Origin of the sequence: Pseudomonas sp. NPDC086251 (assembly GCF_044746405.1) — a bacterium.
In the GTDB taxonomy this organism is placed as follows: domain Bacteria; phylum Pseudomonadota; class Gammaproteobacteria; order Pseudomonadales; family Pseudomonadaceae; genus Aquipseudomonas.
Genome location: NZ_JBIVBY010000013.1, coordinates 55149 through 74617 on the forward strand (window position 1 = coordinate 55149; position 19469 = coordinate 74617).

Consider the following 19469-nt stretch of genomic DNA (forward strand, 5'->3'; position numbering starts at 1 on the left):
CCGGTGTAAAAACTCATCGAAAGTTTAGCTCGCAGCAGGGCGAAAATTAAACCGGACAGAATGGAGTTGTTCAAATGACAGAAGCTTTCCGTGCACACTGCCCCCGATGCGATGATGAGAGAGTCTGCATCATTCGGGGTGAATTCGATCAGCCATGGAGTGTGGATGATGGAAGAAACCATATGGAGGGTGAGATAGATCACAAGTTAGTTCAATGCGCCGGTTGCGAAACAGTATTTTATTATAAAAGTAGTTGGGACGACCAAGACTGGGACGGTGAATACCACCCGGTAACAGGGGAAAGTATTATCACTTTCCCACGAACAGTTGAAACCTACCCATCCCCTGAGAAAAAAAGCCAAAAGCCTGACTGGGTCTGGAGCATTGGGCAGATTGACCCACAACTTCACACAATACTTTATGAGGTATATCAGGCCTACGAAATTGAGTCCTTTATACTTGCCTCCGTTGGATTGAGAACTGCTTTAGATCGAACCACCGAGTTCCTTAATATAGATCCAGGTCACTCGTTAGAAAGAAAAGTTAAAGAGTTACTGGATAATGGCTTTATTGGAGAGACCGAAGCCGCAACGCTCGCAATTGTCGCCGATGCGGGAAATGCAGCTGCTCATCGCGGATGGGCACCTGATCGAGAAACGTTTAAAACTCTAATTACGACCCTTGAGCATTTTATATATCGAGTGGTCGTAACGGGCAAAGCAGCGCTTAAGCTTACTAAAAGTATTCCGGCTCGCCAGCCTAGGCCCAAAAAGCAGCCCATCCAACCTACGTAGCAAAGTTGTATAGCCCCGTTTTACAACCCTTCTAAGCTGCACTCGCGTGCGCGTGGCGCCACCATCGGCGCCATGAACGACTTAGCCACCCTTGCCCGCCTAATCGAAAACCTCATCCGCTTCGGTGTAATCGCCGCCGTGCAGATGAAGCCACCGCGCGTGCAGGTCAAAACCGGAAAACTTACCACTGCCTGGTTGCCGTGGATCGCCTTGCGCGCCGGTGCCGATCAGGAATGGAATCCGCCGACCGTTGATGAACAGGTGATTCTGTTCAGCCCATCCGGGCAACTCGCCAACGGTGTAGTGCTGACTGGCATCTTCAGTGACCACATCCCCGCCAATGGCGACCGCGCTGGCCTGCACCGTCGCACTTACCGAGACGGTGCGGTCATCGAGTACGACAGCATTGCACATCGTTTGAGCGCCGTTCTGCCCGAAGCCGGCATCACAAACCTGGTCAGCCAGGGCGGCATCAAGATCGTCGGGCCGATCACCCATGAGGGCGACTACATCCAGACCGGCAACCAAAACGTCACCGGCATGGTCACGGTCAGTGAAGACGTGGTCGCCGCAGGCATCAGCCTCGTCACACACCCACACGGTGATGTGAAGTCTGGTCCCGACTTGTCAGGCCCGCCGCAATGAACAAAGAAACCGGCGGCACCATCAGCTTGCTCGATCACATCCGCCAATCCGTGGACGATATTCTCACCACCCCTATCGGCTCGCGCACCATGCGCCGCGAGTACGGCAGCCAACTGCCCGATCTTATCGATCAGCCTTTCAACAACACCACCCGCCTGCTGGCCTACGCCGCCATTACCGTGGCGCTGATGCGCTGGGAAGTGCGTATTCGCCTTAGCCGTGTGCAGTTGTCCGGCGCGACCTTCTCGGGGCAGGTCGAGCTGACCATTGAAGGCACTCTGGTCGACGACAACGAGCCGTTCAACTTGCAGGTGCCGATCACTATGGGAGCCAGCATATGAGCACCTGGACACCAATCGACCTTTCACAACTGCCAGAACCCTCTGTCGTCGAAACCCTGGACTACGAAATCATCCTGGCCGAGCGCAAGGCATATCTCGTCAGCCTGTGGCCCGCCGAAGAACAGGCCGACATTGCGCGACGCGTCGAACTGGAGTCGGAGCCGCTGGCCAAGCTGGTGCAAGAGAACGCTTACCGCGAACTCATCTGGCGGCAGCGAGTCAATCAGGCAGCTCTGGCCAACCTGCTGGCCTACGCAACCGGCAGCGATCTGGAACAACTGGCAGCCAACTTCAACGTCAAGCGCCTGCTCGTCACTCCAGCCAACCCAACCAGCTCGCCGCCCACTGCCGCAGTCTGGGAAAAAGATGACGCCCTGCGTGAGCGCACCCAGATGGCCATGGAAGGTCTCAGCACCGCCGGCCCGCGCAATGCGTACATTCTCCACGCACGCAGTGCCTCCGGCCGCGTCGCCGATGCCAGCGCGATCAGTCCGTCACCCGCATGCGTCACCATCAGCGTGCTGGCAGTGGACGGCGATGGCACTCCGGACCAGGCCCTGCTGGATGTGGTGAGCGCAGCCTTAAATGACGAGGACGTGCGGCCACTTGCCGACCGTCTCACTGTCCAGCCTGCTCAGATACTGCCCTTCAGTATTACCGGCACCATTCACTTGGGCAGCCTCACCGCCGAAGCCGAATTGATCGAGGCTCAAGCTCTCCAGCGGCTCACCAAGCTGGTGACGCAGCGTCACCGCCTGGGTTTGGACGTACGCCGCTCCGCACTCGACGCAGCAATGCACGTCGATGGTGTGCGTTTTGTCGAGCTGCCGGGCTGGGTAGACATCGTGCCGAACGAAACGCAGGCGCCGTGGTGCACCGCAATCAACCTCACCGTAGTTGAGGTCGGCGTATGACCAGCTATCAGTCGCTGCTGCCTAACAATGCCAGCAAGCTGGAGCAACGTGCCGCCGAGGCCTTGGCCGAGATCCGCCGCGTACCGATCCCGCTGCGCGACCTGCTCAGCCCCGAACGCTGCCCTGAGCCACTGCTGCCCTACCTGGCCTGGGCTTTCAGTGTCGACCGATGGCACGCGAATTGGCCCGTCGAGACTAAACGTAAGGCTATCAAGGACGCCTACTTCGTCCATGCCCACAAGGGCACCATCGGTGCACTGCGTCGTGTTGTTGAGCCGTTGGGGTATGCCCTGGAAGTACATGAATGGTGGCAACAGGAACCCGCCGGCACACCGGGCACATTCTCCGTTGGAATCGATCAGGGCGATCTGCCCATGCCGAATGAGACCCAGAACGAGCTGGTGCGCCTCATCGATGACGCCAAACCCGTAAGCCGTCAGTTCGACCACATCACAATCAATGGCCGCCTGTTCGGCCCATACAGCGTCGCCGCGGGTATCACTAGCAGCGATACAGCCGACCTGATTTATCCAAAGCGTTTTGTTACGGGCTTGGTACCGCGTGAGCGCCAGATCGGTCGATTGAACGCTTTCGTGAACCAAACATTACCTGAGGTATTCAATGGCTAATAACGAGACTATTGCCGAACGAGAGGAGGCCATGGTCTCCATGGCAGAAGCGGCCACTGAGAAGCTGCATCAGGTAATTCATGGTGATGATCTAACCGATGTGACCATGGAATCCGGGCTGGTGCCTACGCTGGCTAAGCAAGCGCGCCTATTTGCGGAGGCGATCCCTGACGCGGTGAGCGAGCTGAGCGCACAAATGGCCGATGGTCGCGTCCATGCCACGGTTGAGGCAGGCCTGTCGGTTGCCGCCAACGGCCAGTCGTTCTACGTAGAAAACACCGACCCTCTGGTCAGCCGCAGCCTGTATGTGCGGGTCGATGCGGCCAACGCCCGACATGTGTCGGATGATCCCAATCTTGAAGCGTTCAAAGCTCTGATCGCGGCGTCTGCGGGCTTCCCCGAGATGTTCGACGCACCAAACCAGTGGCCCGACCATGACTACACGCTATCGGCTGCAGCGGCCAACGTGCCAACCCCGGATGGCCGCTTTGCCAAGCTCGCAAATACCACGCTGACCAAAGGCATCACCAGCGCGGGGCGGCCGCAACTGATCGTGGGCAACACCGATGGTCAAGAAGGCGCCTTCACCTGGAACCAGACCCTGACCTTGCTGGGACTGTCGGTGGGCGACGCATTCTCGGTGGCCGTTCGTGCCTTCAGCCGCATCGGCGCTCAGCAGGCGCGTGTGCTGGTTCGCCAGATGGACGGAGCCGGGGCCGAAATCACAGCAGTGCGCCAGTCGTATGTCTTCCCCGGCACTCTGACGACCGAGGTAGTGGCCAAGTTCGGCGGTATTGTCGTGGCGGCAGGGACGGCCTCGATCAGCGTTTTGGTCGGTGTCGCGGGGGCTGGAGGTCGATTGGCGGTTGGCGATCTGCTGATTGCCAAAGGCAGTCTGGCGGAATACCGCCCCAACGTGTACAAGCCGCTCAATGCTGCAATCGCAGCGGCCGTATCGGGTTTTCAAACCCAGATCAGCAGCAACACGCAGAACCTCAACCTGCTTAATGACCGCGTTGAGGGGATTACCGAGGTCTTCGACAATCCCAATCTGTTCACCGATAAGGACTTCACCAAGTCGGTGGCGGCGGCTGGGCTGGACACTGGCGGCAGCGGCTCATACTCCAAGTCGGCCAGCGCGGTCCTCAACCAAATCACCACCAACGACGGCCGCAAGGGTTTTGCTTTTACCACCACGGTGGCCAGCACCCAAAACTTCCGCTGGATGCAAACGCTGGCCTTGCTGGGGCTGGTGGCCGGCGACAAGTTCTCGGCATCTCTGCGGGTGCTGGGCGGCACAGCGGCGGGCCTGACGCGGGTGTTGATCCGCCAGTTCGATGCATCCTCAGCGGAAATCACCGCGTCGCGCCAGCAGTTCATCTTCACCAACGGCGTGCTGGCAGAATCGGTCATTAAGTTCTCCGGCGTGACGGTGGCTGCCCTGGCGGTATCGATCGACATCTACATCGATACCAACAACACCTCAGCCGTTTTACAGCTGACCGACTACATGCTGGCCAAGGGTTCGGTTGCGGAATACCGCCCGGCCACCAAGGGCCGGCTGGCGACCAGCGAGGATCTGTCATCGATCGCGTCCATCGATGCCAATCGGGAAAAGTGGCGTTGGACTCCAAACGTGTTTCCCGATCCGCGCTTCAGCAACAGCGGCACCAGTTACTCCTGGGCGACCGGGGCGGCGACGCCGATCGTGGTCAAGAACGGGCAGGGTTGCATTGAGACGCCATCGAGCGTCACGGCGACCAACCGCCGTACCGCCAAGATCAGCGTCGCGAACTTCAAAAGCGGCAAACTCTCGGCGTCTCTGGTGATGCAGGAGAAGGTGGGTGATCAGGGTGCTAACGGCCTGCAGCTGCGCCTGGTCGCCTACAACGCGGCGGGCGCTCAGCTGACTTGGACCTCGGTGGGCAGCGATGGCACGGACACCGGCTATTACACCCGCTACTTGCCCCAGGCTGATGTCACTGCGGCCACCACCCTGCTGATCGCCGATAACGTCTCATTGCCAGCGGGCACGACCGATATCGCCTTCGATATCCGTATCCAAACAACGGTGCAGGCATACCTCAGTATGGTCTGCCTCCGCGAGGGTGCGGACTCCAGCTTCAAGGACGCACTGGCCATCGGTTCGACCACTAAGCCTGCGATCGTGACGCCGGCCGGTAGCGATGTTACGGGCAATGTGGCTGGGGGACTGGCCTTCGCTTCCCTGGGCGCAGCGATCACCGCCTTGGGCGGCAATGGAATTGTCCTGGTGCGTGGAGCCGAGTTTGGCAAGGGGTTGCAGTTCTCTCCGGCGTTGGTGACCGGACAGGTGGTGATCATCGGCGAATGGACAGGGACCGCCAACCCGATCGTGCGTATGAGCGACAAGCTGACCGGGATCAGCAAGACCGCTGGCCAGATCAAGGTCTACCAGGTGACCACGGCCGCTGTCAGTGCGACGCCGAACTGGATCTATCAAGACGGTGTTGCCGACGCCAGGACGCTGATCGAGGCGGGGCGGCATCAGCCGGAACACAATGGTCGAGCTAACCGTCTGCCGTTCACCAAAATCGTCAAGGCGACGGCTACCACCCTGGCAGCGGCATTGACCGAGTTGGACGTGGCCAGCGACCCGCGCTGCTTCTATGACGCGGGTGTCCTGTACTTCACCGTCGATTCCGGCGCCGATGCCACAACAGCCAACATCTACATCGACGCCCCGACCGGGCTGATCGCAGCCGGCACGCTGGAGGCGAATGGTCAACTCACCCTACAGAACCTGGAGGTGCGTTATGGCGGGATCAACACCCGGCCCTTCAAGCGGACGCACCTGGACGGGGTAGTCATTCATGGGTCACGGAATAACTGCTGGGACTATGCCGGTAGTTCGACGCTGAACCTGATCGAAGCGTCTTGTGCCGGCTCAACTACGACAGACGGCACCGGCGATGGGGTCAGCGGCCATAACCATGCCCACCTGTCGGGGATGGGTCTGTATGCCCATGACTGCATGGATGACGGCGAGTCGTGTCACGAATGGGGTCGCGTGCGGCTTCGCGACTTTTATTGCGAGTACAACGGCGGCACTGCCGTGGCGCCAGCGTATGGCTGTGATGCGATCTACACCAACGGTCGCAGCTTCCGCAATCAGCGGATCACGGGGCGTAAGCCGTCGGCGTTTTGCGTTGTGGGTGCGCCACAGGATGGAGGTGATCGGACGTTGGCGATCTTCCGCAGCTGCCGCTCGGAAGAGGACATCGTGAGCTTCTCGGACAGCTCCACCGGCACGGCCTCTTACGCTCTATGCGAAGACTGCGAGTCGATCAACCCGACCACCGTCGGCTATGACGTCTACAAAATCCGCAACAGCCGTCACTCCGGAACCGGCGCGCCGAAGACGGCGAAAGTCATCGTCGAGAATACAACCCTGGTGACCTGAGCCCTACCCGTTTCGGCGCGCTTTTTTAAGCATGGAAAAAGCCATGGCCAGTAACAAGACCTGATTCCGAGAGAATAAATATGCCCGATTATTACTGCACCTTGACCATGGTAGGGGCCGGAAAACTGGCCCAAGCTGGGTTGCTTGGCCAGCCGCTAACGATCACTCATGCTGCGGTCGGCGATGGAAACCCTACCAGTGCTGAGCCCAGCCCAGAAACTGTTCTGGTTTCTGAGAAGTACCGGAGCGCGGTCAATACGGTTTACTCGCCAGAGGAGGATCCGAGCGTGGTCATCGTAGAAATGGCAGTGCCGGTAGAAGATGGAGATTGGGAGGTAAACGAGGTCGGGCTGTTCGACAGCGTTGGCGACTTGGTGGCGATCGCTAATTATCCCAAAACATGGAAGCCAAAAGTCTCAAGCGGGACAGGTCGGGTTCTGCTGATCCGCATTATGGTTGATGTTGGGAACGTAGAGCATGTGACGCTGCTAGTAGACCCGGCCATGGTCATGGCTACGCGGCAATATGTCGACACGCTTGCCGCCGGCATGATTCGGCATTACGACACCATCCCGGCGCAGAACCGTGGCACGATTATTTATGTCTGGCCGCTGGGCATCATGCGCTGGTTTGGCGATTGGTATCGGTCAGTGGAATGCGGCCAGATTCGCCTGATTGGTCGGCCGACGCCGGAGCCTGGAACGATCAAGGCAAATGGCGCCATTCTGAACAAGCTCGCCGCAGCGGGTCTGTGGTCATGGGCACAAGAGGCCGGCGTAGTGGTGCCTTTGGTTTCCTGGCAGCCCGGTACGCCATTTTATGCCGAGATCTCGGCAACCGAATTTATGGTCCCTGATCTGCGCGCCGAGCATTTGCGCGCCTGGGATGACACGCGCGGCGCGGACAGTGGTCGAGGGTTTGGTAGCTGGCAGGATTCGGCAAACAAGCAGCACGCGCACGCCGCAAGCAGTGACGCTAAAGGTGGTCACGCGCACGCGGCTTCCTCTGTCCCAGCAGGTATGCACGCGCACGCGGCGTCGTCTGATTCTGGCGGCGCGCACACACACAACGTCCATTTTGGTGACGTTACCCCGGAAGGTTCTGACCTTGGCACACCGAACGAACCGCGGAACCCAATAAACGGGGTCGACAACCCTACTGTTGCAGTCTCCACCACTACGGCAGGAGCGCACGCGCACAACATCACCGTCAACGGTACGCCCGATCACAGCCACGCAATTACGGTCGATGCCGTCGCCAATCACAGTCACGCAATTACTGTCGACGCGAACGGTGGTGCCGAGAGTCGAGGTCGTAACGTCGCCCTGCTGGCCGTCATTCACCTGTAAGACTTGCTCCGCTCGTGGTCTCTTGTAGCAGGCGGATCTACACGCCCGGCTGCTCGCCGGAACCACGCGCGCGCGGCAGCCTGTGCACTGTCATCCCATACACTGCGCAGGCAAATCCCATGGCCGATTATCTTCATGGTGTGCGGGTGCTCGAACTCAACGACGGCACCCGCCCCATTCGTACCATTCCCACCGCTGTCATCGGCCTGGTCTGCACTGCCGACGACGCCGATGCCACCGTTTTCCCTCTGGATACACCGGTTCTTCTGACCAACGTACAGACTGCAGTTGGCAAGGCTGGTACCGAAGGTACCCTTGCCTCATCGCTGCAGGCCATTGCCGACCAGACCAAGCCCTATGTCATCGTCGTTCGCGTCAAGAAAGGCGAAACCGAGGCCGCAACGACTACTGCTCTGATCGGCACCACTACAGCCGACGGCAAATACACCGGCATGAAAGCCCTGCTGGCCGCGAAGGCTCGCGTCGGTATGGTGCCGCGTATTCTGGGTGTGCCAGGTCTGGACACTTTGCCAGTGGCCACTGCCCTGGTCGCAATTTCCCAACAGCTGCGCGCGTTCTCCTATGTCAGCGCCTGGGACTGCAAAACCAAGGAAGAGGCTATCGCGTACCGGGACAATTTCGGTGCCCGTGAAGCGATGGTGATCTGGCCGGACTTCCAGAACTGGGACACCGTCACCAGCGCGACCGTCAAAGCGTCCGCCGTAGCCCGCGCTTTGGGTCTGCGTGCCAAAATCGACCAGGAAGTGGGCTGGCACAAGACGCTGTCCAACGTTGCAGTCAACGGCGTCACCGGCATCAGCGCCGACGTGTTCTGGGATCTACAAAACCCTGCCACCGACGCCAACCTCCTCAACAGCAACGAAGTAACCACCCTCATCAACCAGAACGGTTTCCGCTTCTGGGGCAGTCGCACAACCAGCGATGACCCTTTGTTTGCTTTCGAAAACTACGCGCGCACCGCGCAGATTCTCGCCGACACCATGGCCGAGGCTCAGATGTGGGCTATGGACCTGCCTATGCACGCGTCACTGGTGCGGGACATCATCGAAAGCATCAACGCCAAGTTCCGCGAGCTGGTTACAGCGGGCTACCTGATCGGCGCTAGCTGCTGGTACGAGGAAGACGCCAACGACAAAGACACCCTCAAAGCCGGCAAGCTGTTCATCGACTACGACTACACGCCGGTACCACCGCTGGAAGACCTCACGCTGCGGCAGCGAATCACTGACCGCTACCTGATCGAATTCGCCAGCAAGATCAACAGCTAAACCGGGCCTCCCTGAAAGGGGATCTGACCCCGAGTCACAGCAACGGAGAACACTGCTATGGCAATGCCTCGCAAACTCAAAAACCTCAACCTCTTCAACGAAGGCAACAGCTATGTGGGGGTGGTGAAGTCGGTCACCTTGCCCGCCCTCGGTCGCAAGATGGAAGCCTATCGCGGCGGCGGTATGAATGGTCCGGTCAAGGCTGACCTCGGATTCTCCGACGACGGTATTCAGTTCGAATGGAAGACTGGCGGCCTGGATCTGATTTCCTTGAAACAGTTCGGGGCAGTCAACGCGGCCGGCGTCTTGCTGCGTTTTTCCGGCGCATTCCAGCAAGACGACACAGGTGAAATCAGTACCGTTGAGGTCGTGTTACGCGGTCGTCACGAAACCATTGAAATGGGTGATGCGCAGCCTGGTGAAGACACCGAGCACAGCATCACGACCACCTGCAGCTACTACAAGTTGGTCGTCGATAACGAAGAAATTATCGAAATCGACCTGCTCAACTTTATCGAAAAGGTCAACGGCGTAGACATGCTGGAAAAACAGCGCGCTGCCCTGGGCATCTAACCCTTTTGCTGCCCTTCCCCGAGGGCGGCAATTCCCCGCAACTTGGAGCCACACATGAAACTTGAAGACACCGTCGAAGCATTGCCACCTATCGATGACAACACCGTCACCCTCGACACGCCGATCCAACGCGGAAGGTCGACCATCGACACCCTCACCCTTCGCAAACCAGCGTCAGGCGAGCTGCGCGGCGTCCAACTGGTTGAACTGCTGAACATGGACGTGGCAACCCTGATCAAGATCCTGCCACGCATCACCAACCCAGGGATTACCGCCCCAGAAGCGGCCGGCATGGACCCGGCCGACCTGCTCGCCTGTGGCAGCAAGATTTCCGGTTTTTTGTTGCAGAGGTCGGTGAAGACGGACGCATCCCTCGTTGCGTAGAGGACGCCATGGCCGACCTGGCCGTGGTCTTTCACTGGGCGCCGGCTGATATGGATCAGTTGGGCCTGCAAGAACTGATGGACTGGCGCGAGCGCGCCAGGGTGCGGAGTTCCACCGATGGCGAATGATCTAAAACTTCAGGTATTGCTCAACGCCATCGACCGTGCGAGCGGTCCACTGAAGGCCATCAACAACGGCAGCATCGGCGCCGCTCGGGCTCTGAAAGAAGCCCACGATCGCCTCAAGGAACTCAACGCACAGCAGAAAGACGTCAGCTCCTGGCGCACCCAGCGCGCGGCGGCTGAACAGACCGAGCAAGCCCTCGGCGCCGCCCGTGACAAGGTTCGGGCACTCAGTCAGCAATTCGCCGCCATCGGTGTGCCGACCAAGGCCATGGCCAAGGACTTCCGCACCGCCGTGCGTGAGGCGCAGAAACTTAAGGAGCAGCACCAGCAGCAGAGTGAACAGCTCCAGACCCTACGCACGAAGCTCTACGGGGCCGGTATCAGCACCAAAGACCTCAGCAGTCACGAGCGCCAGCTGCGCGAGCAGATCGGAGCCACCAACGCTAGTATCAGCGAACAGGGCAAGCGCCTGGTCGCCCTGAACGCGCAACAGAAACGCCTGGCAATCGAACGCAGCAAAATGGAAAAGACCCAGAACCTGGCCGGCAATCTGGCCGTCAATGGCGCCGCCGGTCTGGGTTCTGGTTATGCGGCAAGCCGCCCGATTGCCAAAGCCATTGGTGCATTTGCGCCGAACGAAGACTCCGCCACACAACTGAAAGTGTCGATGATGGACGGCACGGGCAAGGTCGCTGAGGACTTCCAGAAAATCACTGACCTTGCCACCAAACTGGGCGACCGATTGCCCGGTACCACGGCCGATTTTCAGGAAATGATGACCATGCTGCGGCGCCAAGGTCTCAGCGCCCAGAGCATTCTCGGCGGTACCGGTGAAGCAGCGGCGTACCTGGGCGTGCAATTGCAAATGCCAGTGGCCGAAGCCGCCGAATTCGCGGCCAAGATGCAAGATGCCACCCGCACTTCCGAGAAGGACATGATGGCGTTGATGGATACCATCCAGCGCGGTTTTTACTCGGGCGTTGACCCGACCAACATGCTCCAGGGCTTCAGCAAAATTTCACCGGTATTGGACACCATCAAAAAATCAGGCATCGATGCGGCCAACGAGCTGGCACCGCTGCTGGTCATGATGGATCAAACAAGTATGGAAGGCGGCGCCGCCGGCAACGCCTTCCGGAAAATCTTCCAGGCTGGGTTGGATAAGGATGGTGTAAAGGACGTCAACAAAATCCTGGAGATCGAAGGCAAAAAAATCCGCTTCAAGTTCACCGACGACAAGGGCAACTTCGCCGGCCTGGAAAACCTGTTTGCCCAGGTCGAAAAGCTTAATACGCTGAACGATGAAGACCGGACCGCGACCATGAAATCGCTGTTCGGCGATGACTCTGAAACAATTACCACCCTGAACACCATGATGAACAAGGGGCTGGCAGGATACAGGGAGATTCAGCAGAAGCTTCAGAACCAGGCCGACCTGCGCAAGCGCGTCAACGAACAGCTCAGCACCCTCACCAATGTCATGGAAGCCGCCGAAGGTAGCTTTACCAATGCCATGGCCGAATTCGGCGCCGCCGTTGCGCCCGATCTGAAAGAGCTGATCAACACCCTGGGCGAAATCGCCAACAAGGTCGGCGCCTGGGCTCGAGAGAATCCGCAATTGGCCGGCGGCTTGGTCAAAGTCGTGGCGTTGGTGGCCGGTCTGTCGATTGTGTTCGGTGGTCTGGCATTGACCTTGGCGAGCCTGCTCGGTCCTTTCGCCGTGGTTCGCTACGGCATGGCCATGTTCGGTGTGCAGGGTGGTGGCACGCTGAAGATCATGCAGAAGCTGGCCCCCACCTTGACTGGCCTGGCGCGCAACGCTTTCCCCATGCTTGCGCAAGGGATTCGGGTGGTCGCCAGTACCCTGGGCGGCGTCCTGCTGACCGCTTTGCGCACTGTGAGCATCGCGCTTTGGGGGCTCGCCGCGAACCCGGTGGTGCTCGCCATCGCCGCAGTTGTTGCAACTCTCGCAGGTGCGGCTTACCTGATCTACAAAAACTGGGACGCGGTGAAGCTCTATTTCACTAACGCCTGGACCGAGATCAAGGCTGGCTTCAGCGGTGGCATCGGCAGCATTCTCAACACCCTGGCCAACTTCAGCCCGGTCGGCTTGATCTACCAGGCGTTTGCCGGCGTGCTGAGCTACCTGGGCGTGGATTTGCCAAGTCGCTTCACCGAGTTCGGCAACATGATCGTCAACGGCCTGGTCAACGGCTTGTTTGCCGGTATGGGCCAAATCAAAGGTGCCATTACCTCGATCGGCGATTCGACCATTGGCTGGTTCAAGGAGAGGCTCGGCATCCACAGCCCATCGCGAGTGTTTGCGGAATTGGGTGGCTTCACCATGGCCGGACTCACCCAAGGCCTGGAAGGCGGTCAGAACGGCCCGCTGGGTGCGATGGTCGACATGAGCAAGCAACTCACCACTGCGGGCTCCATGGCGTTGGGCACAGCCTCACTGCCTGGGTTAACGATCGATACCCGTGCCCCTATCAGCAACGCGGGCAGCTCCGTTTACGACAGCCACGACACCTACGAAATCCACATCCCGGCAACGCCTGGCATGGACCCGCAAGCAATCGCCCGTGCTGTGCGCGCGGAGCTGGCCCGCATCGAAAGTGAAAAAGGCGCTCGCAAGCGCAGCAAACTATCCGATCTGGAGTAATTCTCATGATGCTTGCCTTGGGCATGTTCGTGTTCAGCTTGTCGACAGCGGCCTATCAAGAGCTGCAACGCCAGACCGAATGGCGCCACGCCAGCAACAACCGCTTCGGCGCTGCTCCAGCACGGCAGTTTGTCGGGCGCGGTGACGACTCGATCACCCTCCCAGGTGTCATCCTCCCCGAGTTGGCCGGTAGCACCCTCAGCCTCGACGCCGTGCGCCTGATGGCCAACACCGGCAAGGCATGGCCCGTTGTTGAAGGCAGCGGTCGTATCTACGGGTTGTGGATCATCGAGAGCCTGAGCGAAACCAAGACCATTTTCTTTCGTGACGGTACACCACGGCGTATCGAATTCTCCATCAGCCTCAAACGCATCGACGATGACCGGATAGACCTGCTCGGTGCCGGTACCAGCGTTGGTGTCAACATCATGAGGTCGTTGCTGTGACTAACTCCGCCCTCTCCAGTGTCACTGGCTTTCTGGATGATGCCGCCGAACGCTACCGTCGTGAGGCCGCATACCCGGTGCCGGCGTTTCGCATCACGGTGGACGGTAACGATATCGCCAAGCTGATCAGCCCGCGGTTGATGAGCCTGGACCTGACCGACAATCGCGGCATCGAGGCAGATCAGTTGAGCATCACACTCAGCGATCACGACGGGCTGCTGGCGATCCCGCCGAAGGGGGCAGTGATCCGCCTTTGGCTCGGCTGGAGTGACACCGGCCTGGTCGATAAGGGCACCTATACCGTCGATGAAATCGAACACAGCGGCGCCCCGGACGTGCTGAGCATCCGCGCTCGCTCGGCGGACTTACGCAAAGGCCTGAAGACCAAACGCGAACGCAGCTGGAGCAACACCACACTTGGCGACGTTCTGGGTGATATTGCTCTGGGCAACGGCCTGACTTCGACCATTGCCGGGGCACTGGATGGATTGCCCATCCTGCAACTCGACCAGGCGAATGAATCCGACGCCAACCTGATCAGTCGTATAGGGGAAGAATTTGACGCGGTGGTCACTGTAAAAGCAGGCTGCCTGCTGTGCATACCGGCCGGCGGCGGTAAGACCGCCAGTGGCATGGATTTGCCTCACATCAACCTCACCCGCGCTGACGGCGACCAGCATCGCTATTTACAAGCAGACCGCGACAGCTACGACGGCGTGCGGGCCTATTTCTACGACGTGAACAGCGCCAAGAAACAGGAAGCCATTGCCGGCGGTGGCGAAAATCTCAAAGACTTGCGCCACACCTACAGCGACCGCCAGTCTGCCCTGCGTGCCGCCCGTGCCGAGTTCAACCGGCTACAACGCGGCAGCGCCACCCTCAGTTATACCCTGGCCATGGGCCGGCCGGATCTGATCCCAGAATTGACCTACACGCTCCAGGGCGTGAAACAGGAGATCGACGAGATCATTTGGTACGGCGGCAACGTTCAGCACACCCTCAGTGCTGACAGTGGCTATACCGTGAGTCTTGAGCTGGAGAGCAAACTACCCGAAGACACGGTCGAGGATCTGGCGGAAGAGAGCAAGGGTGACTTCACGGGGATCATCGCGTACTACCGCGACAAGAAAACAGGGAAGGAAAAAACCATTACGGCTGGGGATCAGAGCAATCCCAGGCGACTGCGGTGGTTGTACGCCACCGAGAAGACGGCAAAACGGGCGGTAGACAGGGAGTGGGAACGGATGAAATCAGAAAACAGATAAAGGGTAAAGAATTCATAACGAAGGGCCATATTACATTTATGAGAAAAAAGCATCAAACACAGGACGCGTATGTACAACATAAAAAACAAACGACACTGCAACAACTAATACAGTCAATACAGAGATCAAAAAAATCGCACCAAACTGAAAGGTTAGCCGAGAAAAAATTCCTTTGAATACTCCATCGTAAGCATCTGGGGTCGTCTCAAAACGCTTTTTGAAAATATCACGCTGCCGCTTTACATCAGCCTCGATGGTATTTAACGTAAGCTTTTGATTTACTAACAAGCCACCCAACAAAAGGCAAAAAATTATAGCACCACACAAAATAACTGTATTAATAGCAAATTGTGCGTCCAAACCATTGGTTCTCTTTATTTGACTCAAAGCCACAAACGTAGCTATGGGAATACCGAGCAGCTGCGTTTGAATTTCAGAAATAACCTTGTGAAGCCTTGAGGTTGTCTCCAGTTTAAATGTGTGGACTTCTTCCTTAGCTTTTTCGTAGGTAAAGTCAGTTGAAAACAAGTTATACCCAACTTGAGCCTTCTGATAAAGCTCATCAGCATTTTTGACTAAGTATGCAAACCTTTCACTTGGTGGCAAAGGTTGAGTAAGCTCAATAACTGTCTCCGCTAAAAGCGATTTTTTCTGATCTTCATGGAGCTTCCCACTCATTAAGACATGCAACTTCTCTAAAGCCAAACTATCAAAGTCGACGACATCTTGACATGTATACTTAACAGGAACCTCAAATCTTCCGTCCTTATAAAAAATCAACGCCTCTGCTTTTTCGTCAAGATAATAAGCACTTCCCTCCAATACACCAATGAAGCGCAACACGGCTCTATAACTCTCAACAACAGGAGGAACCACCTTGTCCTTGGAATAAAAAGATGTGTCTTTTAGAAAAAAATGATTTTTCTCTTTTAATGCAACGCCTGTTTTCGATAAATAATCAGAAAAAGTGTTGGCCAATACTCCCAGACCCAGCCTGGGAGAGTTGACTCGCATTTCAATAGTGCCCCCCTCAACTATCGTATTACAATCGCCAGCATATGAAAAACCAGAGTCAGGGAGTGCGTCATCATCGTCAAGTATCAGAATTAAATTCTGCTTGATTTCTTGAGTTACGCACACAGAATATATTGAGCCTTGCAGCGGCTGCATAGCTTTATATATTGGCAACAAGTGTGCAAAATCAAGCCTCATCTTCTTCGTCGTCTCTGTGCTCTTTCATCATGCGTTCAAGCAGTTCAGCAGGCAACTGCGTAATCGTCAAGGTACCATTATCTTTGTCAAACTGTATTTCTTTTGATTCCAATGCCAGTCTATCAAAGTCCAGCCGCCAATGCTTCGACTTACCACTGAACTTTACTAATCTATTTAATGATCGCTTATCGGGAACAAAGCCGTCTGAAATATTCGCATCAGAATCCGATATAGCAGAAATCAACTCCTCCGGCGCCTCGGGCCACAGCTCATTTGAAAATGGCTCGAGCTCGAATGGACGGTCGGTATCAGCGTACCCCTTACAAATAGTATACGCCTTACGAAGAAACTCACTCTTAACTTCATCTGGCATTTCTTTGGATTCGGCAAACTGCTCTAAAACCTGAGTAAGATTTTTCGTCTCAGCAGCGGCGGCAACAGAATTATTACACCCTAAAAACGCTTTAAAAAATCCAGAAATCTTGTCCTGACCTTTCCCTTTGAGAAAGCTAAGATACGTTTCAGATTTCGCCTGCCACTTCGTCAAATTTATACGGCCAGCCAGACGAAACCCTTTAATATCCAAATGCGTCGCATCTACTACCTCTTTATCCTTTAATGCGGTCCCAAGCTCATCATTAAGAATTGCAACAATAAAATAATCATCATTATCACTAGGAGTAATCCTAGTAAAGTGTGCAAAAAAAACATGCCCACCAGGAGATGCAGTGCGCTGTGCTTCCCGGATTAACGTCCCAGACATATTCAAGGAAGCATCAAGCAAATCACGGGCAGGTGAATTATAATACTCCCTCAAAAACTTACTTACGGGATAATTCTCTTCATCTGCTTCGAATCGACCGTGCTCCTTCCCTGCTTTCGTAGCATAAAGATGTGCTAATTGATCGATGAGGCGCTGAACAGTTTTGCCGACCTCTAGCGTCTTGTCTCTGGGATCTAATTCAAACTTTCCATCTTTCTTCACAACAGTATGAACGATAACCTTGTGGATTTTATTCTCAAAGATTGGCTTCGCAGCCTCTGCCATAACATCGTTAACCATATTCATACTGTTACCTTTCTTACTCTCTCAGCCCTAGCCGAAAAGCCGATAAACACGGCCCTCTGTTTTATGTCAGCAACCTCGTCTTTCAGCTCACCATCAACCTGTTTACAGAACGAGCAGATTTAGCGATTGGCACGTCGAATCGACAGAGATCTGCAATGACGGGGAAACAGGTCTGTAGAAATGGAGATGCAAGTGAAAAGCAATGCTTTGAGCATGGATCACGTCCCTATGTCGATTTGCGGTAGCGCCGGCCGGCAACCTCACCAGCCCTGTAACCGGGCTTTGGCGGGGTGGATCATCGGCGTCCCTGTCTGACTGATCCGTTCTTAATGGGTACAGATTATGCTGGCCGTTTGGTATCGGCAAGAGCTTCAGTCAAATCCTTGAGGCGCTGCTCGACATCCATTAAGCGTTTCTTTTCCTCAGCAGCGCTTTGTATCTCCCGCTTGCCCGCGTCGCCCAGCGAGCGAAACAGCTCAAGCATGGCCTCCTCCTGCCTATTCACGGCTTGCGCTTCAACGTCTTCGGTCGAGACGCCATGAAACATTGAGCCTTCCCCAGTCAAAAGCCAGTCGACACTTATACCCAAATGAGTATGCAAAGCAGACATTGCTTTCGCATTTGGTTCTCGCTCATTCAGAAGGTAGTTCTGAAGCGTTCTGTAAGGGATGCCAACGATTTCGGCTGCCTGCTTTATGGACAGGTCTTTGGCGTCGAGAACATCGCGAAGACGCGTTGCTATACTCATTTTTTCATATGATCCGGTTGACGCACTCGTTTGGGTGCGTATACTGCGAACAAACAGGTACATCTTAACCAACTAGGAACACATCAACCATGAGCCAAGCCATGGAAAAGCGCCAGATCCAAGCGCGACTGATCGAGAACGGCAGCAACTTCCGCCAGTTCGCCATCAGTCACGGCTACGAACCGCGCACGGTGACTCAAGTAGTGCAACGCTGGGCCGGTCACGACACGCTGCCCCGTGGTCGATTGTCTTTTCGCATTCTTAGGGACATCTCCAGGTTGATTGGGAAAGAAGTACTGCCTGGCATCCTCGCTGATTCGATCGAACTGCCGAGCGCGTTTGAGACTGTATGAAACAACTGTAGGGGCGATGACTCCAGGGAGAAACCAGAAGATGAAACGCCCAGTTCTAGCCAACAGAAAGGATGTCGTTAGTGCAGTAATTTGCGCTTACCCAGGCGGGCGCCTATACGCCGCAGCCGAACTCGGCATGTCTATCAAAAAATTCGACAACCAGGCATATGAAAACGCTGGCAGCCGCCCGTTGATTGATGACCACGTCCACCGCTTGGAACAAGTCGCGGGGACCACATTCTTGCCTGATTACATCAGCGGACTGTATGGCGGAATGTTTGTGCCTCTGACCATACCGGGGACACTGGATAACATCGATCTGTACAGTCGCTCAGTCAAAGCGGCAGCCAAGCGCGGCTTGGTCGACCAGATCATTTCTAAGGCCCTGGACGATGGTGTCATTGAGAAGAGCGAAGCAGACGCCATCATCGCGGCCTTGATTCACTACATGTCTGCCCGGCACGCCGAAGTACTTGCCACCATCCAACTGTACGGGCGGGGGGTGACTTTTTGAGTACTTACAAGCTGGTTTGCCCCCACTGCCACGGCCGCATGCGTATCCGCACCAGCGAAGGAACACACATTTTTCTACGTGTGGCCTACCTGCAATGCACCAACGAAGCCTGCGGTTGGTCAGTCCGAGCCGAGTTCGAAATGACTCACGAAATGAGCCCCAGTGGCATGGCCAATCCGACCGTAAAACTTCCGATTGCCGACATCGCCTTGCGCCGAGCAGCGATGAAAAGCGCCGATGATCAACCCGACCTGCTCGACCAAATGGAAATGGAGTGTGCGCAATGAACCATGAACAGCTGGAACACGATTACCGCAGCAGCATGCAACGAGCAGCATCCGCCTACCTACAACGGCACGAAGCGCAGCACTTGGTGGACTCCGACCTACTCTACGAAAACTGCGTCCGACATATGACCACCGCCCTGGAAGTTCCGGTGTTCATGGCGCAGCAGCTGGTTCACAACGCCTGGACCGAATTGCAGGTCATCAATCAGCGCAAGTGGATCGGCGTTGATTGGGGCTCCAGTCCGAGCAGCACCGTCGTCCATCTGATCGACAAGCGGGCCGACCTGCGTTACCCGGTTCCGGCGCGGCTGCTCCCGCAGACTTTACTCGCTGAGCGCGATTCCGCGCACAAGCACCACCCTCAGTAGCTCCTTTTTAAACACTCCGCCCTGCCCCGCTTCCCGTGGGTTTGGGTGAGCTTTGCC

21 protein-coding genes are annotated in these 19469 nt (G+C 56.6%); 18 read left to right on the forward strand and 3 right to left on the reverse strand.

The window, feature by feature from the left end; translation table 11 throughout:
* Positions 1-74 precede the first annotated feature (74 nt).
* The 14 genes from ACIPL2_RS16940 (at position 75) to ACIPL2_RS17005 (ending at position 14861) form a co-directional block, all read left to right on the forward strand.
* A complete protein-coding gene (locus tag ACIPL2_RS16940) occupies positions 75-794 on the forward strand; it encodes a DUF4145 domain-containing protein (RefSeq protein ID WP_401358047.1) in 720 nt (239 codons plus the stop codon).
* Positions 795-866: 72 nt separating this feature from the next.
* Positions 867-1439 carry a phage baseplate assembly protein V gene (locus tag ACIPL2_RS16945; protein WP_401358049.1) on the forward strand — a complete coding sequence of 191 codons (573 nt, stop codon included), beginning with the start codon at positions 867-869 and terminating at the stop codon, positions 1437-1439.
* Entirely contained in the window at positions 1436-1780 is a 345-nt protein-coding gene (locus ACIPL2_RS16950; RefSeq protein ID WP_401358051.1) for a GPW/gp25 family protein, read from the forward strand. Before ACIPL2_RS16945 ends, ACIPL2_RS16950 begins: the two co-directional genes overlap by 4 nt.
* Positions 1777-2694, forward strand: a complete 918-nt coding sequence (locus tag ACIPL2_RS16955) for a baseplate J/gp47 family protein (protein WP_401358052.1) — start codon at positions 1777-1779, stop codon at positions 2692-2694. Before ACIPL2_RS16950 ends, ACIPL2_RS16955 begins: the two co-directional genes overlap by 4 nt.
* Positions 2691-3323 (forward strand): phage tail protein I, encoded by a 633-nt coding sequence (locus tag ACIPL2_RS16960; RefSeq protein ID WP_401358053.1) that lies wholly within the window; start codon positions 2691-2693, stop codon positions 3321-3323. The genes ACIPL2_RS16955 and ACIPL2_RS16960 overlap by 4 nt, the downstream gene beginning before the upstream one ends.
* Positions 3316-6765, forward strand: a complete 3450-nt coding sequence (locus ACIPL2_RS16965) for a hypothetical protein (protein ID WP_401358054.1) — start codon at positions 3316-3318, stop codon at positions 6763-6765. Before ACIPL2_RS16960 ends, ACIPL2_RS16965 begins: the two co-directional genes overlap by 8 nt.
* An 80-nt stretch (positions 6766-6845) precedes the next feature.
* Positions 6846-8114 carry a phage tail protein gene (locus ACIPL2_RS16970; protein WP_401358056.1) on the forward strand — a complete coding sequence of 423 codons (1269 nt, stop codon included), beginning with the start codon at positions 6846-6848 and terminating at the stop codon, positions 8112-8114.
* 119 nt (positions 8115-8233) lie between these two features.
* On the forward strand, positions 8234-9403 hold the full coding sequence (locus ACIPL2_RS16975; RefSeq protein ID WP_401358057.1) for a phage tail sheath protein: 1170 nt from the start codon (positions 8234-8236) through the stop codon (positions 9401-9403).
* A 57-nt stretch (positions 9404-9460) separates the two neighbouring features.
* Positions 9461-9976: a phage major tail tube protein gene (locus ACIPL2_RS16980; protein WP_401358059.1), complete on the forward strand. Its 516-nt coding sequence runs from the start codon at positions 9461-9463 to the stop codon at positions 9974-9976.
* Positions 9977-10030: 54 nt separating this feature from the next.
* Positions 10031-10360, forward strand: coding sequence for a phage tail assembly protein (locus ACIPL2_RS16985; protein ID WP_401358060.1), 330 nt, complete (start codon positions 10031-10033; stop codon positions 10358-10360).
* 8 nt (positions 10361-10368) lie between these two features.
* Positions 10369-10488 carry a GpE family phage tail protein gene (locus ACIPL2_RS16990; protein WP_041752072.1) on the forward strand — a complete coding sequence of 40 codons (120 nt, stop codon included), beginning with the start codon at positions 10369-10371 and terminating at the stop codon, positions 10486-10488.
* Complete coding sequence (locus tag ACIPL2_RS16995) at positions 10478-13150, forward strand: phage tail tape measure protein (protein WP_401358061.1); 2673 nt, start codon at positions 10478-10480, stop codon at positions 13148-13150. The genes ACIPL2_RS16990 and ACIPL2_RS16995 overlap by 11 nt, the downstream gene beginning before the upstream one ends.
* Before the next feature lie 5 nt (positions 13151-13155).
* Positions 13156-13596, forward strand: coding sequence for a phage tail protein (locus ACIPL2_RS17000; protein ID WP_401358063.1), 441 nt, complete (start codon positions 13156-13158; stop codon positions 13594-13596).
* Positions 13593-14861: a phage late control D family protein gene (locus ACIPL2_RS17005; RefSeq protein ID WP_401358065.1), complete on the forward strand. Its 1269-nt coding sequence runs from the start codon at positions 13593-13595 to the stop codon at positions 14859-14861. The genes ACIPL2_RS17000 and ACIPL2_RS17005 overlap by 4 nt, the downstream gene beginning before the upstream one ends.
* 36 nt (positions 14862-14897) lie before the next feature.
* Here the strand turns inward: ACIPL2_RS17005 and ACIPL2_RS17010 are convergent, their stop codons facing one another.
* From ACIPL2_RS17010 to ACIPL2_RS17020, 3 genes are all read right to left on the reverse strand, one after another.
* On the reverse strand, positions 14898-16073 hold the full coding sequence (locus ACIPL2_RS17010; protein WP_401358066.1) for a hypothetical protein: 1176 nt from the start codon (positions 16071-16073) through the stop codon (positions 14898-14900).
* On the reverse strand, positions 16063-17142 hold the full coding sequence (locus ACIPL2_RS17015; RefSeq protein ID WP_401358067.1) for a nucleoid-associated protein: 1080 nt from the start codon (positions 17140-17142) through the stop codon (positions 16063-16065). Before ACIPL2_RS17015 ends, ACIPL2_RS17010 begins: the two co-directional genes overlap by 11 nt.
* Positions 17143-17482: 340 nt before the next feature.
* On the reverse strand, positions 17483-17890 hold the full coding sequence (locus tag ACIPL2_RS17020) for a helix-turn-helix domain-containing protein (protein ID WP_401358068.1): 408 nt from the start codon (positions 17888-17890) through the stop codon (positions 17483-17485).
* Between the two features lie 101 nt (positions 17891-17991).
* Between ACIPL2_RS17020 and ACIPL2_RS17025 the strand changes: the two genes are divergently transcribed.
* Genes ACIPL2_RS17025 through ACIPL2_RS17040 form a run of 4 tightly spaced genes read left to right on the forward strand, consistent with a single transcriptional unit; the run spans position 17992 to position 19412 of the window.
* The gene (locus tag ACIPL2_RS17025) at positions 17992-18243 is read left to right on the forward strand and encodes a hypothetical protein (RefSeq protein WP_401358228.1); all 252 of its coding nucleotides are present in this window, start codon (positions 17992-17994) and stop codon (positions 18241-18243) included.
* A 40-nt stretch (positions 18244-18283) separates the two neighbouring features.
* On the forward strand, positions 18284-18757 hold the full coding sequence (locus ACIPL2_RS17030; protein ID WP_401358070.1) for a YmfL family putative regulatory protein: 474 nt from the start codon (positions 18284-18286) through the stop codon (positions 18755-18757).
* Complete coding sequence (locus ACIPL2_RS17035; RefSeq protein ID WP_401358072.1) at positions 18754-19044, forward strand: ogr/Delta-like zinc finger family protein; 291 nt, start codon at positions 18754-18756, stop codon at positions 19042-19044. The genes ACIPL2_RS17030 and ACIPL2_RS17035 overlap by 4 nt, the downstream gene beginning before the upstream one ends.
* Positions 19041-19412 (forward strand): hypothetical protein, encoded by a 372-nt coding sequence (locus ACIPL2_RS17040; RefSeq protein WP_401358073.1) that lies wholly within the window; start codon positions 19041-19043, stop codon positions 19410-19412. The genes ACIPL2_RS17035 and ACIPL2_RS17040 overlap by 4 nt, the downstream gene beginning before the upstream one ends.
* The last annotated feature ends 57 nt before the right edge of the window (positions 19413-19469 follow it).